We start from the raw sequence: 26897 nt of genomic DNA, 5'->3' as shown, positions 1-26897 counted from the left end.
TGCGCCTCGAACAGCGCATGCACGCAAAGATCCGACGGATAGTCCACTTCCGTCCGGTTCAACTCCTCCAGCAGGTAACTACGCTCCTCAGCCGGAAGAATGTCGAGCTCGCGCACCGGCCTATCGGCATCGGCAACCATCGCCCGCAGCAGCGCCAGCAGATACCCACATTGCCGCTCGATCGTCGCCCGGTCGAACAACGCCGTCGCATAACCCAGAGTCCCAGCGATGACCTCGCCTTGCTCTCCCAGGTTCAGTTCCAGATCGAAATTGACCTGATCAAGCCCCTCGCCCGCAGCCTCCACCCGCAGCCCCGGCAGGTCCAATGACCCGACGGTGTTGTTCTGCCAGGCCAGTCCGACCTGGAACAACGGCGTGTGATCGAGAGCCCGGGGCGGCTGAACGATCTCCACCACCTGCTCGAACGGCAGGTCCTGATGATCCTGTGCAGTCAACGCCGCGCGCCGCGCCCGTTCCAGGAGTTCGGACACATTCGGCTCGCCGGACAGATCGATTCGCACCGCCAGGGTGTTGACGAAGAAACCGATTAGATCCTCGATCTCGCGGTGACGACGATTGGCCGTCGGCACACCGATCACGATATCGTCCTGCCCGGACAGGCGCGACAGCACCGCAGCCCAGGCCGCCAGCACCGCCATGAACAACGTGGTGCCACGCTGCCGGCTTAGCCGCTTGAGCCCGCGCGCCAGGGCCTGATCGATGATAACAGGCACGCCGGCCCCGGCAAACGACTGCTGTGCCGGCCGCGGCCGGTCCGTCGGCAGCGCCAGACGGGCCGGGGCGCCAGACAGGGTGTCGCGCCAATACTGCGCCTGACGCTGCAGCCGCTCGCCCGACAACCATTGCCGTTGCCAGGCGGCGTAATCCGGATACTGGATCGCCAGCGGCGGCAAAGGATCACCCTCCCCACCCTCAAACGCGCGATAAAGGCTGCTGAGCTCGCGCATCAGCACCCCCATCGACCAGCCGTCCGAGACTATGTGATGCTGTGTCAGCAGAAAGACGTGCTCCTCATCCGCCAGCCGGATCAGCCGGCCGCGGATCAGCGGCTCGCGCGCCAGATCGAACGGCGTGCGCGCTTCTTCTTGACACAGATCCAAAAGCGCGGCTTGCGCATCCGGCCTGTCCCGCAGATCGTGCTCGACCAACGGCAATCCCCTGTCCCCGGACAAAATCTGGACCTGCGGTTCATCCTCTCCTGCAACGAACGTGCAGCGCAGCGCCTCGTGTCGGGCAAACAGACGGTCAAGGCTGCGCCGCCAGGCGACACGGTCGAGCCTGCCCTGCAGTCGCCACCCCAGGGGAATATTATAGTTCGCGCTGTCTTCGTCCAACTGCGACAAGAACCAGAGACGCTGCTGCGAATAGGACAGCGGAAGCGCACCATCACGGCTGATCTTCGGGATCAGTGTGGCTTTTAGGTTTCTGCCTCGACTTCGCGCTCTGGCCAGGGAAAGGAGCTTAGCTAAGCCGTCTGAATCCAGTTCCTCTAATTGGTCGATGACAAAATCCGTCATTTCAGACTCCTAGAAGAAAGCAGTTTCTGAAGTTGGTGAGCCTTGGTGGAACGCGCGCTCTGCCCATTGTTTCGCAACTAGGTAGACGCCTGCCGCCTGCCTGTTGTCGTTCATTATCGTTGTCCCTCCAGGAGGCTGGGCGATGGTGAAGGTGGTCTCGCTGGCCTTGGCCGCCATGCTGGCGATCTCGCGCGAGCCGTTCAGCGCCATCTCGTAAAGCTGTTCCGCCAGTTCGGCGGTCCGTGGGCGCAAGGGCCGCATCGGCAAACATCATCAGGAGCAGCGAGGAAGCCGCGCGGAACGATTCCAGCTGCTGCTTCGATATTGCCTGTTCCTCAACAAGTGCTGCCGGGTCGACGCCCGGCATGTTGAACTTGGCAAGCATCTCATTGATCTGGTGGTTCAACGTCTGGATATCCGGGGTCTGCGATGTGGACATGGCTGGTTTCTCCTCAAATGATAGGATTACGAGGCGTCGGATGCCGAGACCCATCGGACCCTCGGTGAAGATCACCGCCGCCATCGCGTGCGGCTTGCGGATGATCGGCCCGAATTTCATGTGGGCGAGGATGTCGCGTTCGATATCGATACGCGGCGCGGCCTCGATCAATTCCCACCCATCGGGGATCAGCGAGAAGACGCAGCGCTCGGTGACGGCGAGCACGGCCTGGTGCCTGTCGCGGGCAGATTTGCCCGAGAAGGTGATCTGCTCGACCTCTTCGACGAACATCATGTTCCGGCCTTCCTGCGAATAGAGAGGTTGCCATCCTTGAACGTGCCGCAGAGGACGAGGCGTCGGTATTCTGCGACAATGTAGTTTTTGTATCTCGGTCGGCCCTAGCACTCGTCGTGCCAAGCCCATTGCGGGAGATTAGCTGGCGGATTTCGGGCAGGTAGGCTTCGCTAGTGGTCCACAGTGCGACAGCTTGTCAGGTTTGCGACACGAGTGGCCGCATGCGCTTGGCAGGGCTGCAGCAATGCTTGCGAGATTTTTGACGGCAAACGATTTCGCTAGAGCACCGCGCCGCTTTCCATTGCCAGCATTTGCATCAAGCGCAGCTCATTCGACCGAGAAGTGTTGGCATTGAAGCCGACCCACTGCTGCCTCTTCAGGAGCAACACGACATGTGTCGACATTGTCGTTTTCTTTGTCGACTTCGTGACACGTCTTAGGATTCTTCGGTCCGGTATTTCATCCCTCTAAGTGTTTGCGGCAGCACCAAATTCCGTTCTGCCACATCAATCCGCCCAGTCTGGCACGACGCTTGAAAATTGTTCTCGGGCCGCGACGGAACCAGCCGCGTCCGATGTCGCGGCATCACCTCGGTCGGTTCGAACACGAAAAGGAAGCAATAATGGCTGCTCTGCGTCAGATCGCGTTTTACGGAAAGGGAGGCATTGGCAAATCCACCACCTCCCAGAATACGCTCGCCGCCCTTGTCGAACTTGGGCAGAAAATCCTCATCGTCGGCTGCGACCCAAAGGCTGATTCGACGCGATTGATCCTGTTTGCAAAAAGGAAAAAAGCGTCATTCGCAAAGCTCAAGGACAAGAGATTTGCATTTGGGAAGGGGGACCACTTCATCGCAGGCGTTTTCCGCTTTTTTGCGGCTGGGCGCTTAGGTCTTAGGGCGACGATTTAAGGAGGATTTATAATGGGACGTTCACGATCAATCGCCGAGCTGGCTGCAAAGCAAGCTTCCTTCAACGAGCACTTGAAGAAGCTTGAATCTCAACTCTCTCAGAAGGCCGCTGGAAACGATAAGGCACTTCAGGATTTAATCACCGATACCTATAAAAGCGGTGGTTGGAATCATCAATTATACCTCAAGGGCCGAAAGACTGAATTCATGATGTCTTCTGATTGGTCATTGGACAATATTAAGAGGACCATCGATGCCATCGGCAAGGCCGTGTTTGGCAACTCCAAGGACCTGCCCAATGGCATCAACATGGAAGCCGAAACCGAAAAGATGGGTGCGGCAATCAAGGGCATGGCGAACCTCCAAATTTACATGACCTCGAAGGTGTTCGATGTGCTGTCCGGTGCAATCCAAAGCTTCGGCTCATCGAGTTCGCTAACTTACAATACCCAACTCATAACCGAGCCGCTCGGCAACGGTTTCCGGCTATTCGTAGCGATCTTAGCAGACTCGTCCAAATCGACCGGATTTTTCAATAGCGATTCGATGAGCGAGTACGCGTTCGTTTTTGAGGTGCATTTCTCCGTGCAGGAAGCTTCACAGCAGGCGTTAATTACGATTACGAAGCTCTATGAAGACCAGATTACGGCCTTCGTTCAGAAGAGCGAGGACTTGCTGAGCCAGCTCGAAAATGACAGGCTGGATCCTGTTCAGTATCAGTCACTTGCTGATGTATATCGGAAGATGATTGAGGCAGCGAGAGCAAAGCTCAAGGCGCTCGAAACATCGCCTCAGAGCCATGCAGTCATCTCCATGTAAGGACGGTGAGACAACGATGTATGAATAACCCCTAGATTTGTAGACGCCTTCTCCCCTAAATTCGAGGCAGGAGGCCTACATGGGCAAAGGCAATTTCACCTCTTCAGAAAATCGCCGCGCACGCATGGGCCCTTCGCTCGGGCTACGCCCTCCCGAAGGTGTCCTGCGACGGCCTTCAGATGCGTGACAGCTTCACGCTTGGCGGCAGGCCCTACCATTTTTTTGCAAGAAGCTCGCGGAGCGCGGCTGCATCAAGCATCTGTTCGGCCAACAGCTTCTTCAGCCTGGTATTCTCGTCCTCAAGCGCCTTCAGCCGCTTCGCCTCGGAGACTTCCATGCCGCCATATTTGGCTTTCCAGTTATAAAACGTCGCTTCTGAAATCCCGTGCTTGCGGCAGAGGTCGGCCGCCTTCGCGCCAGCCTCCTGCTCCTTCAGCACTGCAATGATCTGCTCTTCCCTAAATCTCTGCTTCTTCATTCGCCCGCCCTTTAATGGGCCGGACTCTAATCCATCCTGGAGGAAATTCGCAGTGGCAGGTCAATAGCCACCAAAGACATGCAGCAACCATGGCCACCTGTGGCGGATGGATTTCAGAAGATCGGGAGCACCGTCGCGATCCTGGATGTCGGCGCTGTGCACAGGTAACCGACCATCAGGCCGAGCGTATCGACTATGATATGGCGCTTGCGGCCCTTGGTCTTCTTTGCCTGCATAATAGCCCCGGATGTCGCCGCTTTCGGTGGCCTTGAAGCTCTGGCTTGAATAGTCGAATACGCGCCGCCAGCACCGACGGTCAGGATGGTACTTCCGTGTGTTGCAGCGTCTTCCGCTTGACAGCCGGTGCGGTCTCGGCATGCTCGTTGGGCGAATCCGGAAACGGAGCCCAGCGCCTGTCACAGGGCGAGACAATACTAGCCCCCGCGGGCGCTGCGAGACCAGGAGGGCGGGGCACCGCGCCGCCCGGTCCAATGGCTAGATTCGCATACTCGACCTGCCATGTCACATCCGTGCCGAAGCGCACACCATCTAACTTTACGCCGAGTGCGTGCGCCTGGTCTTGGCCGCGAATGACGAGCGTTCCGCTCTCTCCCACGACGTCATGCAAGACGATGTCGCGATAGATGGGGATGCTGCGCCCCCGCGCTTTTTCGTCATAGTGCGTGTCGAAGTCGATCGGCTTTCGATTGCCGCGCAAACAAACATTTTCATAGCGCACATTGCTAACCGTTCCACCACGGCTGATGTCGCTCTTGATCCTGAGGCCGGAAGTGGTGCCGTCGAGCGTCACATCACGGACCAGAATGTCACTGATACCTGCGACCGTCTCGCTCCCGATCGACAAGCCGTGTCCCCAATACAGATGAACGTCCACGATCGAAACATGCCTGGTCGGGCCATTCCCTGCCTTGAGCGCGATATTGTCGTCGCCGGTGCGGATGAAGCTGTGAGCGATGGTGATGTCCTGCGACGCGCCGGGATCAATGCCATCGGTGTTGCGGCTATCTGCGGGCGTGTCGATCTGTACTCCCCAAAAAGTCGCACCTTCAACCCTATTTAACACGACATGAAAATTGGGCGAATTGCGCAGCTTCACCTTGTAGAAGCTGATCTCTTTCGCATGATCGACCTCGATCAGTCTGGGATTGTTCTGCTCCCCCCCCTTTGCCTGAGCGCGACGGGCAAGCTGCCACCAAGTTTCATCATGGCCAGCCATAGTCGCGCCGCCCTGGCCGTCGATCACTCCGTCGCCAACGATGCCGCCGCCCCGCGTTCCGGCAAATAGGATGAAGGGACGGCAACCATTGCCTTTGTCATCGATCGTCCCGCAACGCCCGTCGCGATCATAGGCACGCGGATCGGCAATCGCCGCGAGCACTACACCGTGCTCAAGCCAGAGGGTGATGCCGGACTTAATGGTCAGTGGTCCGCTGAGAAAACGTCCACCCCGATCGCCCGCGACCAAATGAACGGCTTCACCCACCGCGCAGTGATCGATAGCGGCCTGAAGACGGTGGGTCTCGGCTTGGTCATCTCCGCCAAACGAGGCGATCATCGGCGACAGCGTGGAACACACATGTACCGGCAAGGCCGGTTCAGAGACAGTCCTGCGATCCTGCGCCCAAGCGGGAACGACATTTACCAGCAGGAGGAAAAAGAGGACGAAATTTGTTAGAGGGGATGGAAAAGACGATATCAGTTCGTACCTGCGTTCAGTGGTCATTACGTCCTCATACTTGATGGCATATGCTGCATTCGATCGTGGTCGAGCAGCTATGCCATTCGGCTTCGCCCTCACAAATCCGGGCGGGCGGATGCGGCTCTTCCCGGGAGTAACCCGCGTCATCTCCTGGCCTGCGCCCAAGTTAGAGTAATACGTGGAACTGGCAGCGCGGAGCGGTGAGATTTCAAATTCCAACCAATTCATTCGCCGGCTTTTCTGACTTCGCCGCCTCAGGCAGCGGAACCATATGCGGCGTGTTTGCTGATAGAACCCGTTAAGCGCGGGATAGTTATGCGGCCTACCGTAGTAGAGGTAGTGTCCACGCAGCACAGCGGCAAGCGCAACGCCTTCAGCTTTCGCGTCAGGCGTTTCCCTTCCGCCTTGTGCTTCACGATAAACCTGCCATCACGGGTTACTCCACAATAGTGAATGAAGCCCAGGAAGGCGAAGGTCTCGGGCTTTCGCTCGCCACGCCGCTGCCGAGTCAAAGCCGCGAACCGGCCAAACTCGATCAGCCGCGTCCTACCTTGGTGGAGCGCCAGGCCAAAACTGACTAGTCGCTCCTCGAGGGCCAGAAGCATATTCAGCGCATCATCCTCGTTCTCGAAGCCCATAACGAAGTCGTCGGCATAGCGCACGATCACAATTCGGCCGCGTGCATAGCGTCGACGCCATTGATGAACCCACAGCGGAAGACGTCCATCCGCCTCATCGATCCGCCGCCCGGGCATCAAGCTACAGCACGATCCACTTGCCATTTAAGGACGGCACCTCGACCAAATCTTCCGACGCCCACACGGTTGCGTTTTGAAAGCTTTCCTTCACGCTTCGCGCAAAGTTCCCGTAGAGGAAAAGCCGCCCCTCGCTCGCGGTCGAGCAGGCCACGACGTATATGGTCTCCGGCTCATCGGGCATCTTGCAGAGCTGTTTGCAATAATTCTTCCAGGTCGTGGTGCCGCTAACACCGTCAGGACCGCCATGCCCGACAATGACGAGGAATTTCTGCGAATCGCCGTTTCCTTGCTTTGATGCGCTGTTCTCGGTGATTAGTTCGAATTCGCCCGTGGGCTTACTTATGTAATTTTGGCGGCCATTCATAATCGTGTCGACAGCCTCCTTTACAGTCGTGTCTTGCATATCTATAGATACGATCTGGTACATGTCTTTACTCCGCTTGGTTGAAGCCTGCGTCGCATAATTAGCCGGCCAGTATCCTGTTGAGAAGGTTGCGCTTGACCGTCTGCACGGTCTGCCAGTCATCCTTCAACATGCCGCCTGTATCGCCGCTGTTGGGGTTGAGTGCCCAGTACGCGAATGAGATTCCCAGTTTACCGGCAGAAAGGTCATTGCTGCCATCGCCGGTGAAATCGCCGTTCAGGTATTTGCAAAGGTTCGCCGTCCATTGCTTTTCAAGGTCGCCGTGGGGCGAGAGTGTCGGATTAACCGCGCCGGTGCCGTCCAAGCCGTACTTGCCGCCGAACTCGCCCACCCAGATAGGCGCGATATTCTGCTCGAAGATGAAGCCCCAGTGAGCCCGCCAGACGGCGTAGAGATTGTTTGGCCATCCTGCCGGTGCTGTCTGGCCATCGTAGGCAAGCCACGACTGCACGCCGACGCTCTGGCCATATTCGTGCGGGCTGTAGGCCAGCCGCCCGGAGCGGGTGAGCACAACCGGGCGTGTAGCTACACCTCCAAGTGCCCCACCCCACCAAAAAGCGCCGCTGGCATCACTACCGACGCCTTCGCAGAAGATGATCCAGTCAGGGGCGATGGTGTGGATTTGATTGCCGCACTCCTCGACGTACCCGGCCCACGTCGCCCAGTTCAGGTCATGCGGCTCGTTATGCACGTCCGCGCCGACAACGTTGATTTTGTCACGATAGCGGTTGGCCATGATTGCCCATGACGATTTCCACTTCGCCAGCGTGTATCCAGTACCGACTGGTGAACCGTCCGCACCTACGCCTGCAGTGCGCCGGTGATGATCGAGGACAACATAGATTTCGCTCGCGAGGCAGTAGTCAATGATTTTGTCGAAGATCTGCAGGGCTGTCAGGCCCAACAAATCCGGATTAGCCGATGCGCTGATGACGGATGACGGCGGTACCGGGTTGCTGGTGGCCATATACCCGGAGAACGGCAAACGGATGCAGTTAAAGCCCAATTGTTTAATTTGATCGATGATGCCGCGCCATGACCGTCCCCATGTGCCGTGCGGGGTATAGTTTTCCCCTTCTGCCCCAAACCAGTTGATGGACTTGAGGCGAATAGCTACGCCGTTCGACTGCACAAACTGGTTGCCGCTAGTGCGTATACGGCGCAGGCCTATCTCGAGATTTTCTTCGCCGGGAAGGCCGTAGATTGGTTTGACGCCCATTTCCTCGAGCGCCCTGACCAAGAGGTCGGACCCTTTGACCATGCGCTGTACACCATTAAGTTTGGTTTTTTCGGCGGACATTTCGATTTCCTTTTTCCGATTGCTGCTGCGAAGTTGTTGCCAACTATGCGCCTAGCCTTTCGGCTTCTTACCTTTCGGCTTCTGCTTTGACGTATCGAGAATCGGCCGGTCCTTCTGCTTGCGGTGATCCGACTTCGCAAATGCAAATGTTTTGCCCTTGAGCTTTGCGAAGGATGCTTTTTTCTTTTTCGCAAACAGGATCAATTGCGTGAACTCGGTCTTTGGGTCGCAGTCGGCGATGAGGATTTTCTGCCCAAGTTCGACAAGGGCGGCGGGCGTATTCTGGGATGTAGTGGATTTGCCAATGCCTCCCTTTCGGTAAAACGCGATCTGACGCAGAGCAGCCATTATTGCTTCCTTTTCGTGTTCGAACCGACCGAGGTGATGCCGCGACATCGGACGCGGCTGGTTCCGTCGCGGCCCGAGAACAATTTTCAAGCGTCGTGCCAGACTGGGCGGATTGATGTGGCAGAACGGAATTTGGCGCTGCCGCAAACACTTAGAGGGATAAAATACCGGACCGAAGAATAGTAAGGCGTGTCGCGAAGCGGACAAAGTTGACGACAATGTCGCACACATGTCGTGAGTATCCTGAAGAGACAGCAGAGGGGCCTGTCGCAAACATTTTCGAAGCGCGCGATTATCCCTTGAGCATCTTCAGTTTCATGCTTTGTTAACTTTCTGCAGTCCGAAGAGGCGCGCAAGCAGATCGTTCTGATCGTTGATGGTCCAACTGCCCGAGAGGCCGAAGCCTTTCCTCAGCCACAGCATCGCCTCGAAACCCGCGATGGTTCGCCGCGCCGTGTTGAAAGATTGGAAGCCACCGATTTTTGGCATGTTCTTCTTTACCCGGTGCTTGGTGACATAGTGGACGGGGTCCGGATGTAGAAGCCCATCATCAACCGATGTTTTGATCATTGACGGGAAGGTGTTGGCCCCGTCCGTCCCGACCTTATTCGGCGACAACAAGGGCTCGTCTTTGAGCATCTTGCGGAAGAACCGTTTGGCGGCGTCGGGATCGCGCTTCGCCGTCAATAGGAAGTCCATCGAATTGCCATGTTTGTCGATGGCCCGATATAGGTATCGCCATTTGCTGCGGATCTTGACATAGGTCTCATCGACGCGAACAGAGCCGCAATGTGGCCGGCGGAACTGACGCAGCCGCTTCTCAATCAGCGGCGCGTAGGCCAATACCCACCGATTAATTGTGCTGTGATCGACCACGAAGCCGCGTTCCCCGAACATCTCCCCGATATCCCGATAGCTGAGCGGATAACGAAGGTACCAAGCGACCGCCTGTACAATCAGCCATGCCTCGAAATGCCTGCCTTTGAAATCATGCTTCGACTGGCGCTTCAGCTTTTCGGCAATGGCATTCAGAATCATCGGTTCGCTCCCGCAGTTACTTGGAATGACGGACGTGTCTGATCACCTTGAACGACGGTGATACAGCAAGCTGCAACGGCAATTTAAATCAGGGGCAACTATACGCGCTGGTTTTCTACACTCGGCGGTAACTATGAGACAGGCAAAGATTTTTCGATCACCAACGCGATTGATCACTTGCGATCTGCCCGAGGGCAAGGGCATGGCTCCGGCATATGTCTGGCGCGCGCCGGATTTTGTGAAGACGAAACTACGGAGCGCACTCCAGATAGAGCCTTGGTTCGCCGGCAGCTGATAGGGTGAAGCCGCCTCGCCGCATGCCCGAGTTTCCGGCAGCACAGCCATTGCGCAACGCCCGCGGCTTTTCCCGGCTCATGGATAAGCTGGAGTCCGGGGGACATTCTCATTGGGACCAAGCACGACCGCCTCGACCGGTGTTGCGATTGACGTCCGCCACGGTGAAGAGTTCTGGTGGAAATGGGCGTGCGGGTACTATTCCTCGCGCTACGCGGCGCCGACCTCACCAACCAGGCCGGGACGATGCCGATCGCCTGTTCAGGCATGCCACGCTTTGCATCATGTCTATGGGTGCGGGGAAAACGGCGCGCCGGCGAAACCCAAGGGGATTTTCCACCTTCATCACGACGCCATGCTGAATTTGAGCTCCCTATTCGCTTGTCGACCGATGCTACGGGTGGATACCAACAGTCCGGCGAGGCTTGGGAAGAATGTTAGAGCCTGACCGAAAAAGAGTTAAGTGAAATCAGCCTGTTGTGATTCTGTTTGTTTGCTTAGGACGAACGGAGACAAAGGGCTGGACTGATTTCACCCGTCGGCAATATGCCCGACGCGCAATGCGGTATGTAAGCGATCTGACGGACCGGGAATGGGGATTGATCTCGCCTTGCCTGCCTGAACCGAGGCGGCTGGGCAGGCCGCGCAGTACCGATCTTCGCGAGGTCGGTGAATGCGTTGCTTTACATCGCCACGACTGGGTGGCAATGGCGGATGATGCCCAAGGATTTTCCGCCTTTTACAACTGTGCGGTCCTATTTCTATGAATGGCGAGCGACAGGGTTATGGGGTCGGATCAACCATCATCTTGTGATGGAGGCGCGTGAATTGAAGGCCGAGAAGCCTCGCCGTCTGCGGGAGTGATCGACAGTCAAAGCATGAAAACCACGGAAAGCGGCGGAATTTCTGGCTATGGCGCGGGCAAGAAGATAAAGGGACGCAAGCGTCATATCGTCGTCGACACGCTCGGACTGATGGTCGGCTTCATGGTTCACAGCGCCGACATTCAGGATCGCGACGGCGCGCCTGCCGTTCTCAAAACTATTCTCAAGCGCTGGCCGTGGCTGAGACATATCTTCGCCGATGGTGGTTATGCCGGACCGAAGCTGAAGGGCGCACTGCAAAAGATCGCAAAGTTCAGTCTCCAGATCGTCAAGCGGACCTACAAGGCAAAAGGCTTCGAGGTTCTGCCACGAAGTACATCGCCATGAGCTTGTCCATCTACCGCTTTCAGGAGCCTCACGACATGTCCGACAGTGTCGTCACCTTTGGCGGCTTCGTGACACGCCACAGGATTCATCGGTCCGGTATTTTATCCCTCTAAGTGGTTGCGGCAGCACCAACTTCCGTTCTGCCACATCAATCCGCCCAGTCTGGCACGACGATTGAAATTGTTCCCGGACTGCGACGAAACCAGCCGCGTCCAATGTCGCGGCATCGCCTCGGTCGGCTCAAACACGAAAAGGAAGTAATAATGGCTGGTCTGCAAGCGACTTTTGACAACAGTGTCCGCACATTCGTAGACGCTGGCACCGCGGTCCTGGAAGGGCACCACTTTGTCTCTGAGGAGCTGAACAAAAAACGGCTGATACCGCTTACCATGCTCCTCGGAACCGCTGATGGTGAGCCGGAAGGCGATAAGGAAAAGGGTGTCCAGTTCCGACTGAACCAGACCGGTAATATCTTCTACTCGATGTCCAGTCGCGAATTGCAGGGCGAAACAAAGAAACTCTTTGAGAGTGTCACAGTACTCTTCGCCGCGATGACGAAGGCGCTAGCTTCAAAGAACAAGACGATCTTCGACTACGACGCTTGGGGTAAGATCATCGCCAAGTCGGGGTATTTTATCGAGGTGCAGAAGTTCCAGAAGACCCTGTCTCTTAAGAGCGGATCGTTGACGATTGATACACAGGTAATTCAGCAGCTCATCCCGGGTCTAACGTCGGGTAGCTCGTTGGAAATCGCCAAAGGGGTGCTGAATGCCCTCAACGGCGAATTCAAGAAGGAAGAGGCGGTCGAGAAGACAAAGCTCGCCCATATCCTATTTATCTGCGAAGAGCTTTTCGGCGCTCCCAGTGTCACCGTACGTCTGTTCTTTGCTTCCCAGGAATCGCACAAGGCGATGACCTCCACGCCCTGCCACAAGACAACGTCGGTTTCTTTCGAGCAATTGCAGGAAGCCAATACCTTCCTGTTTGTCTCTCCTCGCACGATCGCCGAATTCGCAGGCACGTTCGGGGACTTTCCTGACGAATACAACAAACTGATCGGAAAACTCTCCGGATACGTCGACGGCTAACCCGCTATCGGCGCAAGTGTTCAGTTTAAAAACAGGAGGAACTCATGAAATATTATTGCTGGATGCAATACTACGACGATGACACTAAAAAACAGACCAAAAGTTCCGAAGTAAAATTCGCAGACAAGCACAACCACTCAGCCACGCCAAGTGACAAGGACTGGGAGGATTGCCTTGACAATCTTGTCGACAAAGTGAATCGTCTGAGAGAGGCGCCGTTGGCCGCCCTTAGCAGAGCTACAATCAAGGCCTCCGCCGAAAAGAAAACCCGGTCCGCGCACTAGCGGGCATGGTGCAATTGTGCTGGGGGGGCAACCCCCTGGCACTCCTTTCGTCATTCGCATCCTGAAACGAGCATACAAGATCGGCAACCTCAGCAGGCGCCATGACAGAGTGACCGCCGCACGGGCGCGCGAGCAAATCGGACAACTTCCCACGCGCCGAGTCGCGGATGGCAGGCCATTGAGCCGCCTTCCTCGCCGCGCCTTTTGTGTCTAGGAGCCATAGAGGAAAAGTGACTCAGCTAGGTGGAAAGCGGTGGTTCTTGTAGCTTACGGTCGGACTATTCATCCCAACCCGTTATCCCACAATCGTTAAGCCGCAGACAACGTGACATCGCCCTCAGCGGGTAGCTCAAGTACCCTGTAACCGCCTGTACGATCAGCCACGCCTCGAAATGCCTGCCTTTGAAATCATCCTTCGACTGGCGCTTCAGCTTCTCGGCAATGGCATTCAGAATCATGGCTCGCTCCGCAACTTTCGGAGCGGCAAATTCCATGCCTATGCTGCTCAACATACGGTTAAGCCCGAAAATTTGCGACAGCCCCACTTAATCCCTCCTGGTTGGGATCGATGCACCAACGCCTGTATCAAGTCGAACTCACCGACCAATTATTAAAATTGAAGTTCATCCCCTCGGGGGAAGAGGTAATCTCGACGCCATATTGAACGCTGCCGACGTGTATGTCGCCAAAGTAACCCTTCGACTTGAGCCACTCCAGGATGCTCTTGATGTCCACCGTTCCGCTGTCGCTTTTAGATGTGCACAGCAGTGAGATCACGTTGTGACCATTAGAGCCCGTGAACACGTTCCAAGTCGCCCCGCCCACATTGACATTGCGGTAGAGCGGGATCGCTGCACCGGAGCGGTCGTAACGATATGAGATGGGCTTGACATTGCCGCTTCCGTCTGAATTGCCAGTGTAGTTTGTCCAGAGCATTATCTCATTCTGGCGTGAGCTGTCCCAGATGTCGTAGGCGGTGTCCCAGGCCCCGCCAACCGGAACTTCCTGATTGAAGCTCGAAGTCAGAGTATTAATTGAACTGAGCGCTTTTTCGATATTTAAAGCCTGGTGGGGATAGCTCTTGATGCCATCCGTATTAGGCTGGTTCGACCAAACGCTCCACTGTTTGCCTGCATGAACCGAAATCGTCTGAGGCCCGGCGCCGGCTCCCCATACATCATTGTTCCAAGAATAACCGCCGTAGGAAAAGTCTTCGTATGGAGAGCTCGAGCTCCAAATCGGGGTGTTTGCCGGAAGAGGCGCGGCAATCGATGATCTGGCTTCAAGTTTATCATGCTGTGCATCCATGTAGCCCGGCAAGGCTGGCGATCCAGTACCGTCTACTCGATTGGGAACCATAAGCTCGCTTTCTGTAACGTGAACACCGCGGAAGCGGGTTTCCACCTTGCCGTCGGGCACCGGCACTTCGTTGTTCATGTAAGAGCCTTCCAGTTCTGCGCCGAGAACGCCCCATCCGGCCTGGAGATTGTAACCTACCTGAGCGCCCACCGCGGGGGCGTCATCACTATTGAACGGGTTGAACTTGTGAGACGCGACACCTCCGTGAAGCCCGGCGTAAGCCCCGGCCCACGAGAAGGTTCTCGGTGCTTCGTAAGAAGAGACACTCGGATCGCTGTGGTCGGCGTGATCGGCCGCCGACGCGCCGCATGCCATTAAGGCCAAGACGCCTACGGAGAAGATTTTTCTTTTAACTAGCGACATATGTAACCCCATAACGAGTCGTTAAAACCGGGTTGTGTTAAGTTGATGAACCGATTTTAGGATTCCTTTCATCGCCGCTACCGATCCGCCCCTCGGACGATCTTGACAGGTCTCAGCTTAGAGAGGGTGGTTAATGCCCGGCCTCGGACATCGATCGCACTAGGGCCTTAACAATCGCGCAGAGAATTCTCACGTGCCGCTTCGAAAACGAGAGCGGATGATGCAGGGCTTTCGATCCGTCGGAGGTTTGCAACGTTTCATGTCGGTCTTTTCAGCAGTCCGAAATCTTTTCGTCGCGCCGCACCAGAGCAGCCCTAGCCACCCATATTCATCGGATCCGCGCCATGGCGCAGTGGAAAGCCGTGACCGCTGCAATTGCCTGAGTTTACCGACAAGCGACTTTTCGGCCGTTGATCAAACAACGTGACATCGCCCCGGGGGCTACGCCCGAGGAGGCTCCCCGTCGGGAAACACACACTCAGGCGTCAGACCATGACCGAACTCGCAAACTTCATCCGCCCCAACGCACCTATCTCGATGGCGTCGTGCGCTGGCGTCTGTGCTAGTTGAAACGACGTTCTGCCACAGGTGCAATCTTGCTTCTGTCAAATAAAACCACCTCGTACGAGCTTCCATGTTCCGTCTTCACTCCATCCAAGCCGTCTCTCTGCGCCAAGGGAGCCCATGCGTCTAGTTCATCAGGAAACACTTGATTACCCCGCTCGTCCATGACCGCTAATTTGAGGGGCTCTTGCGCCTCGACAACAAAGTACTTTCCAGAGCTACCTGCATAGCCGCGTGCCGCGCCTACATCGTTTTCTGAGGTCATCCAAATTGCTTTGCCCTTCTGCCCGCTTTGCCCCGAACCTCCCCACTTCCCTTCCCTATTAGCGTGGTTGAACTTTGTTCCCGCTGGAAGTACTTCTACCTGCTTCCTCTCCCAACCAAGTGAGGCTGCAAGCTCGTCAGCCGAAACCTGACTGCTGGCTATGAGGAAAATCACGGTCGCAACAAAGATCATCCCCTTCCAGAAAGACGGGGGATGAACTCGATTAATCGGGATGGCCGCAGTGGTGGTCTCTTTCGGTGAGGATCTCATGTAAGGATTTCCTTTTGTTCGTTTGTGAATTGTCGGCCATCGCGTCCGTTTCACGATCGTCAAGCCGAAGGGAGTTTTATATGGCGGCGGTGATGGCTCGTGGAAGCGCTTCCACGGTTTTTTATTTTTTTGCGCTCACTTCGTCAAGATGGATTCCGCTTGGCTGACGTGCCCCTGACGTGCCCCCAATAATTTAGGCCATTTGGAACTGGAATTTTCCACTTATGATCCCTGCGGGGAAGAAGAGGAGAATTCGATGAAGGCCTCGAAGTTTTCGGAAGCGCAGATCGCATTCGTGTTGAAGCAGGCAGAGGATGGCACGCCGATTGGCGAGGTCTGCCGCAAGGCAGGAATTTCGGACGCGACGTTTTACAACTGGCGCAAAAAATACGCTGGGCTGATGCCGTCGGAGATGAAGCGTCTTCGCCAGCTCGAAGAGGAGAATGCCAAGCTGAAGCGGATCGTCGCCGACCTGTCATTGGACAAGGCCATGCTCCAGGACGTGCTGTCAAAAAAGCTCTGAGGCCTGCCCGCAAGCGCAAGCTTGTCGACACGGTCAAGGCGGACTGGAAGGTCTCGATCCGGCGCGCATGTTCGGTGTTGAAGATCGATCGGTCGCTGTATGTCTACAAGTCCAGGCGCGGCGAGCAGGCCGAGTTGAAGCTGAAGATCAGGGACATCTGCCAGACACGGGTGCGCTACGGCTATCGCCGTGTTCATGTCCTGCTCAGACGTAACGGATGGCCTGTCAATCCGAAGCGAATCTATCGCCTTTACAAGGAGATGGACCTCCAGCTCCGCAACAAGGTTCCCAAGCGACGGGTCAAAGCGAAGCTGCGGGCTGACCGCACGGAACCGACCCATTCAAACCATGTCTGGGCCATGGACTTCGTTCACGACCAGTTGGCTACCGGCCGCAAGATCAGGGTTTTGACAGTCGTCGATACCTTCTCGCGCTTCTCGCCGGCAGTCGACGCTCGCTTCAGCTATAAAGGCGAAGACGTGGTCCAGACGCTTGAGCGGGTATGCCGGCAGGTCGGGTACCCAGCATCGATCCGTGTCGATAACGGCAGCGAATTCATCTCGCGCGACCTCGACCTGTGGGCCTACCATAAGGGCGTGGTGCTCGACTTCTCCCGGCCTGGCAAGCCGACCGACAACAGCTACATCGAGAGTTTCAACGGCAAGTTCCGCGCCGAGTGCCTGAACGCCCATTGGTTCATGAGCCTTGACGACGCGCGTGCGAAGATGGAGGATTGGCGTAGAGACTATAACGAGTTCCGGCCACATAGCGCGATCGGCAACAAGGTACCGATTTCGCTTATGAACGGCTCATCGGCACCCCCGCCGAGCTGAGCCATAACCCCGAAAATTCCAGCTCCCGCTGGCCCAAAATCGGGGAGCACCTCATTGTTGACGTTGTATAGAAACGCCGACAGGGGTATTCCGACAGGAGATCGTTGAAGGCCATCCCGCGAGCGCCGCCGATAACGAACTGGCTAACCTTTGGTGAAGTCGCTTAGGAAATTTCGTCGATCGGCTGCGGTCCGGGATCGGTAGGTAACTTGGCGCCCCTGGCAAGCGCACGCCACTTGAGTTCGGAAGCTTGTTCTCGCAAGAACCCAAGATACCGCTCCCGAACCTCTTGCATTTCAATCTCGCCGGCAATCCATTGTTCGATCCATACGAGGAAACGCGGATCCTCCTCCGTCGGCAATCCCGCGCGACGGAGACGATCAAAGGCTTTTTGCGCGGCAAGGCGTCGTTGTTCGCTCTTCATAACCTTTGCTAATATCCGATTCGGCAAAAGAAACCTTGGCCGACATCTCCGGCGAACCGTAAGCGGAAATCCGCCTACGCCGAACACATTTTGATATGCATCCGTTGCAATCCCCTCCGTGAAGACTCGTCTGTTGTTCGAAAAGAACTGGGATCATTGCGAAGTCAATTCGATCGCCGCCAAAACCAAAAACCAGGTATTCCACTTTGGGCGGATCGCCAAAACGGCCGCCGGTGTCGTCCGTTTCAATATCGGAGCTTGATCGGACCCGGGCCTGCTGCCGTAATTGATATCTCCGATACAGAACCCGATCAGGCTTTTTGGACCACGTTTTCGCTGCGGGCATGTCGCAGATTTCCAGAGCTACCGCAGCTGGCATCGCCACGTGTCTTCCAAGCAAAACGCGTCGCGCGTCCGTGAAGACGTCTCATAATATGACCTCTGGATTTGGTGCCTATGCGCCGCCAAAACGGCAAAGCATGGAATCGCGCCTATCGTTCGACACTGTCACATTGATTGAGCGGTAAGGAAATTGAGGTAGCAGCGCACCCATGACCGTGAGTGCACCGACCTGCAAGAACGACCGCTATCCGGTCGAAATCGTAGCCCGTGCTGTCTGGCTCTACTTTCGCTTTAATCTGAGCCTGCGCGATGTTGAGGAAATGCTGCTCGATTTCGGGATCGTCGTTTCCTGCGAGACCATCCGCCGATGGTGGCGAAAGCATGGCCTTGATTATGCGCGCCGCATACGCCGCAAGGCGCCGACGAAAGGCGATGTCTGGCACCTCGATGATGTCGTGAAGCGCATCAACGGTCAGAAATGTTGTGGAGATCGGATGATCAGGACGGAAAGGTGTTTGACGAGTCGTCCAGACGCGCCGTAACACCAAGGCGGCCAAGGGCCTGCTGACGCGACTTCTGAAGAAGCAGGGCATGCCGCGAAAGCGTAATGATCACCGACAAATTGCGCTCCTACGGGGCGGCCAAACGCCAGGTCATCCCGACGTGGACCACCGCGCGCAGAAAGGCTTGAACAACCGGGCGGAGAATTCTCACCTGGGAGAAAACGAGAGCGAACGCGACAGGGTTTCCGGTCGGGTGGCCCATTGCGACATTTGGTGTCGATCTTCTCCGCCGTCCGAGACCTCTTCGTCCCATCCCATCCCATCCCAGACCAACCGCTCCGCAGCACAAATTCGAACCCGTCGACGCCAGGCAATGACCGCGTGGGAAGCCGTGTGCACGGCCTGCCTGAAAAGCGCAGGGTCGGCCACGTTCAAACAACGTGACAGCGCCGGCACCGCGCCGCGCGCGCCGCTCAATCACCTTCGTCCGTGGGGCCGCCGCGGAGACTGGCTTGCGGCGTGGCCGCCAGTTGATCTGCATCAACGCCGCAACGGCAAACCAGACATAGGATCTCGCCGTCGCAACGGAGAAAGAGTCTATGCCCGCAAACACCGTCATTCCTATCGGCGACGACGCCCTTTCCACTGCAGTTAGAATGCGCTTGGAACTGGAACTCGGACTGGCGTACGATGTCGTGAAGGTGACGGTTCTCAATGGCGAGGTGACCTTGCGAGGAAGGATGGTGTGTCCGTCGAAAAGGGAAGCAGCGAAGGTCACCGCGGAGAGCGTGCGCGGCGTGCGGAGAGTACTCAGCGACATTTCGACGGCAGGGGATGAGGCGGCGCTGCGCAGCGCGTGCTGGCCGGATGCTCATGACAATCATGGGGGCTATTCTGGACCATCCGAGGGCTTTATCTGACTTGCGCTTGGCATCTTCACTGCTGCAGGCACCCTCCTTATGGCAGCTGTGTAACGACTTCAGCGCGACGCGTGTTTCAAATTTTGTCTAAAACTCCTAGAGCGGCCGCGGTCCTTCGTATCCTTGAAGCATCAAAATCCTCGTCGCTCTCAAGAGCTGTCAGCTCGGCCACAGTCAGACCAGTGGTTTCTGCGAGGTCGTCCAAAGAATAGCCGCGAGCCTGACGAGCCTCTGCAAGCAGGGCGCCAATGGATGGGAAAACAGGGGATTTCGCAATGTTCGAGGCCATGTTCATGTCTTTGAGCTTCCTTCTGGCGGCCGGAAAACAACGGTTTTCTAGTTCCACCGCTACCGTCCGCGTCCGGTAGCGGACGATTTCTCCAATTTCCGCGGGCGCTCTTTCTAGCAGTTTGTGCGATGGAGTACAGGTCTGAGGTGGTGAAGGAGTGGACGAGCCTTGCCTCCCTTTCCTGGCGATCGTCATTTCGCCCGCTAGCAGAATGACGTCTGGCTGCTATCGACATTGATCGCCGAAATCAAGTACAGGGCTTGGACAGAAGACGAGCAGCTTCGAATGCTTTTATAGGGGCCATGAAAGATTGCGGGGCAAATGCGGCCGTTTATGAGGTCGAGCAGCGCGAAGTCCGCGAGGACGAAAGGCTCGAGAAGCTCGTCGCGTCTTTCAGGCACACCGCCTTTGGGCGCAAATCAAAGAAGGCGGCCCTAGCAATTCGACCTCGCACTGGAGGACCTTGGGAAGGCCATTGCTGCTCTCCATGCCGAGGAGGAGGCTGATAGTCTGTCAGGCAGTCAACACTCTAAACGACGCACCGCCCGTTGCGGCCCTCTTCCCGCTCATCTTCCTAGTATCGAAGAGATCATCGAGCCTGACGGCCTGATCTGCGATTGCGGAGGACTGCATTGCATCGGCGAAGATGTGTCCGAGCGGCTGGAGCTTCCGGCGCAGTCTTGCGACATCGTCACCCGACGCCTGAAGTACGCCTGTCGGTAGGCTGGGACATGGATCGCAATTTGGAGCGATCCAGATTCTTGTCGCAATAGGCTTCAATGCTGCGACTTAACTGTTCAGTATGTCGATAACGCGTGGCCAAGCCGCGCATGTGTTTGATGCGAGGATCCCTCCGGGTGGTGTCTTCGGCGTAGACCAAGCGACTGAAGCTCGCCGGAACACAGATGCGATTTTTCAAGGAAAGCTCAGATCTTAGTTCGATCTTACTGCGGCGACTCGATCAACGGTGGCGTGTACTATCTCGTTCCACCAGTTGGAATCCGACGTCGACAATCTTGGAGCAATGATGGTTGCTTTGAAGCCGGTTGACAATCAATTCAGCAGCCTTTCGACCAAGTTCCACCCGGTCGACCTTCACGGTCGTCAAGGAAGGATTTGTCGACTCGGCGATGGTGAGGTCGTCAAAGCCCGCAATCCCAAGCTGCTCGGGAACATTGATCTCTCGACGTTGGCACTCCAACAAGCCGCCAACGGCCATGACATCAGTAGCAAACGTCAGGGCTTGCACTTTGACATTGGACGCCAACGCGAGCCGGACAGCCTCCGCTCCGCCAGCGAAACTATTTTCACAGCGGATTACATCCGCTTCGACTTCGGTCCTTGTAGACGTCACCCAACGGAAACCCTCCAAGCGGTCTTCGATACAGTCATTCAAATCTTTGGTGACAGTTACGTGCCAGACACGGCGATAGCCGCGAGCAATGAGCAGCTTTGTCAGATCGGCGCTGGCGTTGAAATTGGAGTATCCGACGACGGCATCGATCGGACGATCAGTCAAATTGCTCCCTTCTACCACGGGGATTCCTGATTGCTCCAAGATACGGCGTATGTCGTCCCTGTGACGGACACCTGTGACGTAGATGGCATCGGGCCTCCGAGCAAGAAAGGCTTTAATGACCCGCAGTTCGATCTCGTCCGAATACCCCGTTGAGCCTATCATCAAGGTGATGTCATTTGCTTGCAGGACGTCGGTCATTCCCTGAATTATTTCAGCGTGCTGCGTGTAGCCAATCCCAGGGATTATTGCTGCGATCAAGCCCGTTCGATTAGCCGCCAAACCCCGAGCCACCAAGTTGGGCACGTAGCTAAGTTCAGCAATTGTGTCCAAGACCTTTTGCCGGGTTGCGGCCGAAACTTTCGGCGAGTCGTTCAAAACTCGCGAAACAGTGCCAACGCCGACCTCTGCCCTTTTAGCGACATCTGACAACCGAACCCTGTCCACCTCGGCTCCTCCTATTGATTGGAAACCAAAACCGGTCCGAATATAGCAACTTTCTGGAAGCGCTTCCAATATCTCTAGACGTAGTAAGCGCAAAAACTAGTAAGCTTGTGGAAGCGCTTCCACTATTACACGCCGCCATACAAGTTCCGTTCGACTTAACGATTGCGAAACGGTTGCGATTGCGGACAATTCCACAAACGAGCACAAGGAAATCCTTAGATGAGATCCTCACCGAAAGAGACCGTCACCGCGGCCATCCCGATTCATCGAGTGCATCCCTCGTCTTTCTGGAAGGGGATGATCCTTGCTGCGATCGTCCTCGTCTCGAGTAGCCAGGTTTCGGCTGGGGACAAGGCGCCATGCCTTATTTATAAGAATGGAAGATTGAGTGCGCGGATACCGAAACTGCACCGCACGAAGATTGGGGAGAATACCAAACATGTGCCTATTATAGCGGCGACATATCAAACGATTGCATGAAAATAATAATAAAAGGGTGGCACCGGGAGGGTGACCGCGAGAATCCACCGCGCCGAGCTTTTAGAGCCGTCGGTGACGAGGTCAGGAGCCCGGCAAGACCCGCGACAGCCGGGCAAACCGCCCACCACATACATCAGGCAGCCTTAGTTGGTTGGGAGAGCAAGGAGATGGAAGAATTTCCAGCGAGAACAAAGTTCAACCACGCGAATAGGGATGGGGTGTGGGGCGGTTCGGGGCAAAGTGGGCACACGGGCGAAGCAATTTGGATGATCTCAGAAAGCGATGTAAACACGGCGCGCGGCTATGCAGGTCGTTCTAGAAAGTACTTTGTTATCGAGGCGCAAGAGCCCCTCAAATTAGCGGTCATAGATGAGCAGGGTAATCAAGTGTTCCCTGACGAACTAGGCGCATGGGCTACCTTGGCGCGGAGATATGGCATGGTTCACTGGAATTCCCGTGGGCACTGCCTAAACAGCGCCGACGGGTTCCTCTTTCAAACTTGGTTCTGCGGATTCTCAGCAAATTCCCTCGTTTCGATCCTCTTACCCCTTGTATTTCTCTAGTGCCCGCAGCAATTGCGCCAGCCATTCTTGCTTCTCATCGTCAGGCAGAGACCCGCTCTTTACCAACACGATAGCCTGCTCAATCAACTCCAGTGCCCGGCTGTTGTCACCGCTCTCATGGTAGTAAGGGGCAACTGTCTCGTAAGACTGAGCGCGTGAGAGGGCATCTTGCTGCTCAGAGAGTCTCAGGATGCAGTCAGAAAGCTCCTTTCCCACCGAAAAGCGTTCCGCCAACGCAAGGCGCGGGTAATCGTACTGAGAATCGAAGAGCTGCCGCATCGCCGCCCGAAGCCAGTCTTCACAGTTTCTTTCGATTGCCTCGCGTGCAAATCGGGCCAAAGCTATCCAGCCCGCCTCGAGTTCGCGCATACTTTCGATCAACACCTCCACATGATACTCGCGCCAGGAGGGGTCGTCCGGGCTCTCGCTGATTGCTTCTTGAATTGCCGAGACCGCTACTTTCCAATCCTTATCCTCTCTCGCTGTGTTGATCCGGTCCATGAGCGCCTTTTCCAAAACATAGATCTCGCCTTCAGCGAGGCGCTCCTTTTCGGTTAGTTTCGCTTCGGCACTGTTGCGCCAGCTGCCGTCAATCGATTTAGGCAGAATGTGGTCGAGTGAGACTGGGTCACCGATAAAATCGAGGGCGCCATCTCGGCCGACAACGAAGGCTTGTGGAACCAAAAAAGAACAGCTGGCGTCCATCCAACGCTTATCGATTTCGCCTGTGTGGTCGAAGGCCATCGAAATGTTCGAATTCGACAGCGTCTCGGCAAGCCATGACTCAACCACCGGGCGCACTTCGTCGGCCGTTGGAGCCTGCTCATTTCCTACAACTCCGATGACCTCAACCCCGATATATTTCTCCTGCAGTGGTCCTAGGTCGACCAGCGCCTTCCGGCAGCCATCGCAGTGCGTCGAAAAGTATACAAGGATGGATATCTTGCCCGGCTGGAAGGAAGAAATGGGATTGCCACGTATCCAGGTGAGCATCTTGATCGAGGGAGCTTGAGAGCCAATTGAAAGATCCGACGCCATGTCGTGTCCTTATTATTTCGCCGCGTTTCGTCAGCTAGTGACGGGTGTGTTCTGTCAGAGAACAGGTCGAGCCGCTTTGATTTTGATCATCCGTCTCCGAAACATTCCAGCGACCAAGAATGAATCAAGCGGCACTTATCATACCAGCACCTTCTCGATATAGATCAGGAAGCGTTCGCCATTGATCGGGCCGTCGATGATCCACGGTGCGCTGACGCGGTCGGCCCTGAGGGCTACGACAAAAGTCATGGTATTCCAGTGACCGAAGGGCGCATGGCCCAACAGCCGTTCGCCGCGCGGCGCCCAGCCCCTGAGCGGCGCCATATTCGTCTTCGTCCAGGTTTCATCGATGAAGACGAGGCGAGATGGATCGATGCGATGGCGATGCTTCAGCCAGCGGGCTCGTCGCGCGGCGACATCGGGCCGCTCGCGTTCGCTGGCGACCAACGTCTTTTTTTATAACTCAGCCCTTCCTCATGCACGAAGGTCCGGACGGCGCTATAATCCACTTTCAGGCCGCGCTCTCCCAGTTCCGCGACCAACCCGCGCAAGGTGAACGCCTGCGCGCGGCAGCGATCGATCAACCAGACCCGATGCTCGCCCGAAATCGCCCTTCGCTTGTGGCCGCCCATCTGGCCAGGGGCCGCGCTGCCCGTCTCACGCAAGCGCCGGACCCAGTCGATCGCGGTGCTGATGCCAATGCCGAAGCGCTTTGCCGCCGCTCGGCACGACACATGGATGTGAGTGCTGTTGTCGAATGTTCACACAGCAACAACGTGTTCCGGATTAATGAAGACGACGGCGGGTCCGTCCCAGGTAAATGACAGGGTCTGGAGTTCTCGCGTGCCGCATGTAGTCATTGCTGTAACGGAGCCCGCGCATCACGCCGTTTAGCCCAATGCTGCCATCGCAAGGACAGTAAATCGGCGTGTCGGTTCCCTCCGTGGTTCTGCGATGGCGGCAGCCGAAACGGTCAAGACACAAACGCCCGGAACGCGCAAGCCATACTAAGACAAGTGAACGTCGGCGCCGAGGGCGGTGAGCCAGGAACATGGAGGAGCGTGGGTGGAGGCCGAACCTGACCAACCCCACCTTCTCCTTGTTGCTACGACTGCGCCGATCTCTGAAAGACCCGTGCCAGCCGCTCGGCAAATCGGCGTGGATCCGCTGGCCGATCTCCATCCAGAATACGGGCCTGGTCGAGCAATAAGAACGCGGCATCCTCCTGGTACGAAGCATCACCCTCCACGCTCGCAATCGCTTTGATCAAAGGGTGTAGCAAATTGATCTCCAGGATCGGCTTGGCCGCATCTTGAAGGCGACCGACGTTTCGCAGTATTTTTTCCATCTGCCTGTCATAGCCGTGTTCGGGCGCTACGAGGCAGGCCGCACTCTCCGTCAGACGGTCGGAAGCCCGGACATCGGCAACCTGATCGGCAAGTTTTTCCTTCGCGAAAGCAAGGAACGTCGCCGTGCCGTTGTCGTCCCCTTCCTGGGTTGTCTGGCCATCCAGCTTTGCAAACTGTGCCAGATCCGCAGCACCCTGAGTGATGGACTTCAACGCCTTGCCTTCATAGTCTGGAGCATTCATCGTCCAGAAGCTATCGATGGAGTCCGTCAAAAGCAGCACTTCGATGCCGCGCGCCCGGAACCCTTCAAGCTGTGGTGATGCCTTAAGCTGATCGAGGCTACCGCCCGCCAGATAATAGACGGCGTTCTGGCCCTCCTTGGCACCTTTGACGTAGTCGGCAAGTGAACGGTAGCCCTCGTCCGATGCGGACGTCCGAAACCGAGCAAGCGCCAAGAGCTGAGCGCGTCGCTCGAGATCTTCGTAAATGCCTTCCTTGAGGACGGCACCGAAGTTCTCCCAGAACTTGAGGAAGGCCTCGGCGTCACTTTCAGCCAGTTTTTCTATCGCGGTGATGACCCTGCTGGTGATGCCTTTGCGGATCGCCGTCAGGATCGGGCTTTCCTGGATCATCTCACGAGAAACGTTGAGCGGCAGATCAGCGGTATCGACCAACCCACGAACGAAGCGCAGGTATCTCGGCAGCAGTTCCGCATCATCGGTGATGAACACCCGCTTGACGTAAAGCTTCATCCTTCCTTTGCGTTCGGGATCAAACATATCGAAAGGCTGTGTTCCGGGTATGAACGCCAAAGCCGTATATTCCTGCCGGCCTTCAGCACGAAAATGTACGGTCAGCGCCGGTTCATCGTACTGCCCGGAGACGCCACGATAAAAGTCCGTATACTCTTCCTTGCTGATTTCGCTCTTTGACTTCGTCCATAGTGCGGTGCCGTCCGTTATCTGGACTGGCTCTTTGCCCGGCTTCTCAACAAGGCGGATCGCAACTGGCACGTGGCCGGATTGTTCCTTGACGATACGCTCGATGGTCCAGCGGGACGTATATTGCTTAGCGTCCTCCATCAGATGCAAGACAATACGTGTTCCACGGGATGGAGCTTCATTGAGGCTAGTTGCCGAGCTCACACTGTAACTTCCCTTGCCGTCCGAAGTCCATGTCCAGGCCTCCTGCGTTCCGGCCCGACGCGAGATCACATCGACACGCTCCGCCACCATGAAACAGGAATAGAAGCCGACGCCGAACTGCCCGATCAGTTGAGCACCTTCAGCGGCTTTGCTCGCTTCAACTCGCTCCATAAACGCCCGAGTCCCCGATCTCGCGATCGTTCCCAGCGCCTCGATCATTTCGTCGCGGCTCATGCCGATGCCATTGTCATCGACGACAAGCTGCCGGTTCTCTTCGTCCAGCGTCAGCGTGATCCGGTTTTCGGCATCAGCACCAAGGAGTGACGGTGTCTCGATCGCCTCATACCGAATTTTCTCGCAGGCATCGGCCGCGTTCGAAATCAGCTCACGCAGAAACACATCCCTATCCGAATAAACGGAGTGGACCATCATGTGCAGAAGGCGGGCAACGTCGGCCTCAAAGACGTGGCTTTCAGCGGTCTGTTCTGCAGTCTTTGTCATGTGCTCGGGTTCTCCAGGAAGCGAATTAGCGCCGATCAAATGGCGAAACAGGTTTGAAAAATCAAGGTGGGAAAATCCTGATCGTGATGCGCCGGCCAATCGGCCATTCCCCGTCAACATCTCTGCATCAGGACTAGGGCATATACATATCTCGCAAAGCCCATCCATCGGCGACGGCTCGAAAGTATTTGAGGCCGTTGAAGAAGGTGATTGGGCCCGGCGGCTTGGCCGAGGCGTAGCCGTTCCAGCCGCCGAGCTTG

General features: G+C 56.4%; 21 protein-coding genes and 10 pseudogenes. 11 read left to right on the top strand and 20 right to left on the bottom strand.

Translation table 11 applies throughout. From position 1 onward, the window contains the following. The 3 genes from ACIPSK_RS32610 to ACIPSK_RS32600 form a co-directional block, all read right to left on the bottom strand. The coding region (locus ACIPSK_RS32610) for a condensation domain-containing protein (RefSeq protein ID WP_446533129.1) at positions 1-1538 on the bottom strand (1538 nt) is incomplete at its 3' end. Position 1539: 1 nt separating this feature from the next. Beyond that, a complete protein-coding gene (locus ACIPSK_RS32605) occupies positions 1540-2271 on the bottom strand; it encodes a hypothetical protein (protein WP_245490036.1) in 732 nt (243 codons plus the stop codon). 278 nt (positions 2272-2549) lie between these two features. Next, the gene (locus tag ACIPSK_RS32600) at positions 2550-2675 is read right to left on the bottom strand and encodes a hypothetical protein (RefSeq protein ID WP_017968956.1); all 126 of its coding nucleotides are present in this window, start codon (positions 2673-2675) and stop codon (positions 2550-2552) included. Between the two features lie 218 nt (positions 2676-2893). On the opposite strand from ACIPSK_RS32600, the gene ACIPSK_RS32595 reads away from it, so the two are divergent. Beyond that, the gene (locus tag ACIPSK_RS32595) at positions 2894-3181 is read left to right on the top strand and encodes an AAA family ATPase (protein ID WP_017968996.1); all 288 of its coding nucleotides are present in this window, start codon (positions 2894-2896) and stop codon (positions 3179-3181) included. A 12-nt stretch (positions 3182-3193) separates the two neighbouring features. Continuing rightward, positions 3194-4000 (top strand): hypothetical protein, encoded by an 807-nt coding sequence (locus ACIPSK_RS32590; RefSeq protein ID WP_017968997.1) that lies wholly within the window; start codon positions 3194-3196, stop codon positions 3998-4000. A 161-nt stretch (positions 4001-4161) separates the two neighbouring features. Here ACIPSK_RS32590 and ACIPSK_RS32585 read toward each other — a convergent pair. The 8 genes and pseudogenes from ACIPSK_RS32585 to ACIPSK_RS32550 form a co-directional block, all read right to left on the bottom strand. Next, a pseudogene (locus tag ACIPSK_RS32585) lies at positions 4162-4478 on the bottom strand (transposase); the annotation flags it as partial. 63 nt (positions 4479-4541) lie between these two features. After that, positions 4542-4760, bottom strand: a pseudogene (locus tag ACIPSK_RS32580) (transposase); the annotation flags it as partial. 34 nt (positions 4761-4794) lie between these two features. Next, the gene (locus ACIPSK_RS32575) at positions 4795-6222 is read right to left on the bottom strand and encodes a glycoside hydrolase family 28 protein (RefSeq protein ID WP_442214809.1); all 1428 of its coding nucleotides are present in this window, start codon (positions 6220-6222) and stop codon (positions 4795-4797) included. A gap of 230 nt (positions 6223-6452) precedes the next feature. After that, positions 6453-6866, bottom strand: a complete 414-nt coding sequence (locus ACIPSK_RS32570) for a hypothetical protein (RefSeq protein ID WP_246709825.1) — start codon at positions 6864-6866, stop codon at positions 6453-6455. Positions 6867-6957: 91 nt separating this feature from the next. Beyond that, a complete protein-coding gene (locus tag ACIPSK_RS32565; protein ID WP_017969002.1) occupies positions 6958-7383 on the bottom strand; it encodes a hypothetical protein in 426 nt (141 codons plus the stop codon). A 37-nt stretch (positions 7384-7420) separates the two neighbouring features. Next, positions 7421-8680, bottom strand: coding sequence for a glycoside hydrolase family 5 protein (locus ACIPSK_RS32560; protein ID WP_017969003.1), 1260 nt, complete (start codon positions 8678-8680; stop codon positions 7421-7423). 51 nt (positions 8681-8731) lie between these two features. Next, entirely contained in the window at positions 8732-9028 is a 297-nt protein-coding gene (locus ACIPSK_RS32555) for an AAA family ATPase (RefSeq protein ID WP_017969004.1), read from the bottom strand. A 315-nt stretch (positions 9029-9343) separates the two neighbouring features. Beyond that, positions 9344-10066 carry an IS6 family transposase gene (locus tag ACIPSK_RS32550; RefSeq protein WP_017969005.1) on the bottom strand — a complete coding sequence of 241 codons (723 nt, stop codon included), beginning with the start codon at positions 10064-10066 and terminating at the stop codon, positions 9344-9346. Positions 10067-10920: 854 nt separating this feature from the next. Here ACIPSK_RS32550 and ACIPSK_RS32545 point away from each other — a divergent pair. The 3 genes and pseudogenes from ACIPSK_RS32545 to ACIPSK_RS32535 all read left to right on the top strand — a co-directional run. Next, positions 10921-11556, top strand: a pseudogene (locus ACIPSK_RS32545) (IS5 family transposase); the annotation flags it as partial. A 278-nt stretch (positions 11557-11834) separates the two neighbouring features. Then, entirely contained in the window at positions 11835-12659 is an 825-nt protein-coding gene (locus ACIPSK_RS32540; protein WP_017969007.1) for a hypothetical protein, read from the top strand. 44 nt (positions 12660-12703) lie between these two features. Beyond that, on the top strand, positions 12704-12943 hold the full coding sequence (locus ACIPSK_RS32535) for a hypothetical protein (RefSeq protein WP_017969008.1): 240 nt from the start codon (positions 12704-12706) through the stop codon (positions 12941-12943). Positions 12944-13281: 338 nt separating this feature from the next. On the opposite strand, the pseudogene ACIPSK_RS32530 reads toward ACIPSK_RS32535, so the two are convergent. After that, a pseudogene (locus ACIPSK_RS32530) lies at positions 13282-13401 on the bottom strand (IS6 family transposase); the annotation flags it as partial. Positions 13402-13528: 127 nt separating this feature from the next. Then, positions 13529-14665 (bottom strand): GH12 family glycosyl hydrolase domain-containing protein, encoded by a 1137-nt coding sequence (locus tag ACIPSK_RS32525; RefSeq protein ID WP_245268477.1) that lies wholly within the window; start codon positions 14663-14665, stop codon positions 13529-13531. A 130-nt stretch (positions 14666-14795) separates the two neighbouring features. Between ACIPSK_RS32525 and ACIPSK_RS32520 the strand changes: the two are divergent. Continuing rightward, positions 14796-15048, top strand: a pseudogene (locus tag ACIPSK_RS32520) (DDE-type integrase/transposase/recombinase); the annotation flags it as partial. A gap of 179 nt (positions 15049-15227) precedes the next feature. Here the strand turns inward: ACIPSK_RS32520 and ACIPSK_RS32515 are convergent. Beyond that, positions 15228-15764, bottom strand: coding sequence for a hypothetical protein (locus ACIPSK_RS32515; RefSeq protein ID WP_017969011.1), 537 nt, complete (start codon positions 15762-15764; stop codon positions 15228-15230). A gap of 256 nt (positions 15765-16020) precedes the next feature. Between ACIPSK_RS32515 and ACIPSK_RS32510 the strand changes: the two genes are divergently transcribed. Beyond that, a protein-coding gene (locus tag ACIPSK_RS32510) for an IS3 family transposase (protein WP_085991651.1) occupies positions 16021-17120 on the top strand; the annotation gives its coding sequence in 2 pieces (ribosomal slippage) (positions 16021-16273 and positions 16273-17120; 1101 coding nt in all). A 163-nt stretch (positions 17121-17283) separates the two neighbouring features. Here the strand turns inward: ACIPSK_RS32510 and ACIPSK_RS32505 are convergent. Continuing rightward, positions 17284-17544 carry a hypothetical protein gene (locus ACIPSK_RS32505; RefSeq protein WP_017969014.1) on the bottom strand — a complete coding sequence of 87 codons (261 nt, stop codon included), beginning with the start codon at positions 17542-17544 and terminating at the stop codon, positions 17284-17286. Positions 17545-18095: 551 nt separating this feature from the next. Between ACIPSK_RS32505 and ACIPSK_RS32500 the strand changes: the two are divergent. The 3 pseudogenes from ACIPSK_RS32500 to ACIPSK_RS32490 all read left to right on the top strand — a co-directional run. Beyond that, positions 18096-18783, top strand: a pseudogene (locus ACIPSK_RS32500) (IS6 family transposase); the annotation flags it as partial. A 205-nt stretch (positions 18784-18988) separates the two neighbouring features. Next, positions 18989-19204 (top strand): annotated as a pseudogene (locus tag ACIPSK_RS32495) (BON domain-containing protein); the annotation flags it as partial. A 15-nt stretch (positions 19205-19219) separates the two neighbouring features. Beyond that, positions 19220-19306: pseudogene (locus ACIPSK_RS32490) on the top strand (BON domain-containing protein); the annotation flags it as partial. A gap of 79 nt (positions 19307-19385) precedes the next feature. Here the strand turns inward: ACIPSK_RS32490 and ACIPSK_RS32485 are convergent. Next, positions 19386-19604: a helix-turn-helix domain-containing protein gene (locus ACIPSK_RS32485; protein WP_020486304.1), complete on the bottom strand. Its 219-nt coding sequence runs from the start codon at positions 19602-19604 to the stop codon at positions 19386-19388. A gap of 296 nt (positions 19605-19900) precedes the next feature. Between ACIPSK_RS32485 and ACIPSK_RS32480 the strand changes: the two are divergent. Then, positions 19901-20318 (top strand): annotated as a pseudogene (locus tag ACIPSK_RS32480) (IS66 family transposase); the annotation flags it as partial. Positions 20319-20559: 241 nt separating this feature from the next. On the opposite strand, the gene ACIPSK_RS32475 reads toward ACIPSK_RS32480, so the two are convergent. The 4 genes and pseudogenes from ACIPSK_RS32475 to htpG all read right to left on the bottom strand — a co-directional run bounded on the left by ACIPSK_RS32475 (position 20560) and on the right by htpG (position 26637). After that, on the bottom strand, positions 20560-21561 hold the full coding sequence (locus ACIPSK_RS32475; protein WP_017969019.1) for a LacI family DNA-binding transcriptional regulator: 1002 nt from the start codon (positions 21559-21561) through the stop codon (positions 20560-20562). A gap of 1022 nt (positions 21562-22583) precedes the next feature. Next, positions 22584-23642: a TlpA family protein disulfide reductase gene (locus ACIPSK_RS32470; RefSeq protein ID WP_017969021.1), complete on the bottom strand. Its 1059-nt coding sequence runs from the start codon at positions 23640-23642 to the stop codon at positions 22584-22586. 141 nt (positions 23643-23783) lie between these two features. Next, positions 23784-24376 (bottom strand): annotated as a pseudogene (locus ACIPSK_RS32465) (IS630 family transposase); the annotation flags it as partial. A gap of 371 nt (positions 24377-24747) precedes the next feature. Then, positions 24748-26637: a molecular chaperone HtpG gene (gene htpG / locus ACIPSK_RS32460; protein WP_130808457.1), complete on the bottom strand. Its 1890-nt coding sequence runs from the start codon at positions 26635-26637 to the stop codon at positions 24748-24750. Positions 26638-26897: the final 260 nt, after the last annotated feature.

The sequence above is a fragment of the Rhizobium sp. LARHSG275 genome (assembly GCF_052871115.1).
The sequence above is the reverse complement of the archived record's forward strand: the minus strand, read 5'-3'. Positions and strand labels throughout refer to the sequence as shown.

Bases quoted from the DNA above. Each gene is read 5' to 3' on its own strand.
- ACIPSK_RS32515 (WP_017969011.1), bottom strand. From the start codon at position 15,764: ATGAGATCCTCACCGAAAGAGACCACCACTGCGGCCATCCCGATTAAT.
- ACIPSK_RS32550 (WP_017969005.1), bottom strand. From the start codon at position 10,066: ATGATTCTGAATGCCATTGCCGAAAAGCTGAAGCGCCAGTCGAAGCAT.
- ACIPSK_RS32590 (WP_017968997.1), top strand. From the start codon at position 3,194: ATGGGACGTTCACGATCAATCGCCGAGCTGGCTGCAAAGCAAGCTTCC.
- ACIPSK_RS32600 (WP_017968956.1), bottom strand. From the start codon at position 2,675: ATGTCGACACATGTCGTGTTGCTCCTGAAGAGGCAGCAGTGGGTCGGC.
- ACIPSK_RS32555 (WP_017969004.1), bottom strand. From the start codon at position 9,028: ATGGCTGCTCTGCGTCAGATCGCGTTTTACCGAAAGGGAGGCATTGGC.
- ACIPSK_RS32505 (WP_017969014.1), bottom strand. From the start codon at position 17,544: ATGAAGAGCGAACAACGACGCCTTGCCGCGCAAAAAGCCTTTGATCGT.
- ACIPSK_RS32560 (WP_017969003.1), bottom strand. From the start codon at position 8,680: ATGTCCGCCGAAAAAACCAAACTTAATGGTGTACAGCGCATGGTCAAA.
- ACIPSK_RS32595 (WP_017968996.1), top strand. From the start codon at position 2,894: ATGGCTGCTCTGCGTCAGATCGCGTTTTACGGAAAGGGAGGCATTGGC.
- ACIPSK_RS32535 (WP_017969008.1), top strand. From the start codon at position 12,704: ATGAAATATTATTGCTGGATGCAATACTACGACGATGACACTAAAAAA.
- htpG (WP_130808457.1), bottom strand. From the start codon at position 26,637: ATGACAAAGACTGCAGAACAGACCGCTGAAAGCCACGTCTTTGAGGCC.
- ACIPSK_RS32605 (WP_245490036.1), bottom strand. From the start codon at position 2,271: ATGATGTTCGTCGAAGAGGTCGAGCAGATCACCTTCTCGGGCAAATCT.
- ACIPSK_RS32540 (WP_017969007.1), top strand. From the start codon at position 11,835: ATGGCTGGTCTGCAAGCGACTTTTGACAACAGTGTCCGCACATTCGTA.
- ACIPSK_RS32565 (WP_017969002.1), bottom strand. From the start codon at position 7,383: ATGTACCAGATCGTATCTATAGATATGCAAGACACGACTGTAAAGGAG.
- ACIPSK_RS32470 (WP_017969021.1), bottom strand. From the start codon at position 23,642: ATGGCGTCGGATCTTTCAATTGGCTCTCAAGCTCCCTCGATCAAGATG.
- ACIPSK_RS32575 (WP_442214809.1), bottom strand. From the start codon at position 6,222: ATGACCACTGAACGCAGGTACGAACTGATATCGTCTTTTCCATCCCCT.
- ACIPSK_RS32525 (WP_245268477.1), bottom strand. From the start codon at position 14,665: ATGTCGCTAGTTAAAAGAAAAATCTTCTCCGTAGGCGTCTTGGCCTTA.
- ACIPSK_RS32485 (WP_020486304.1), bottom strand. From the start codon at position 19,604: ATGAACATGGCCTCGAACATTGCGAAATCCCCTGTTTTCCCATCCATT.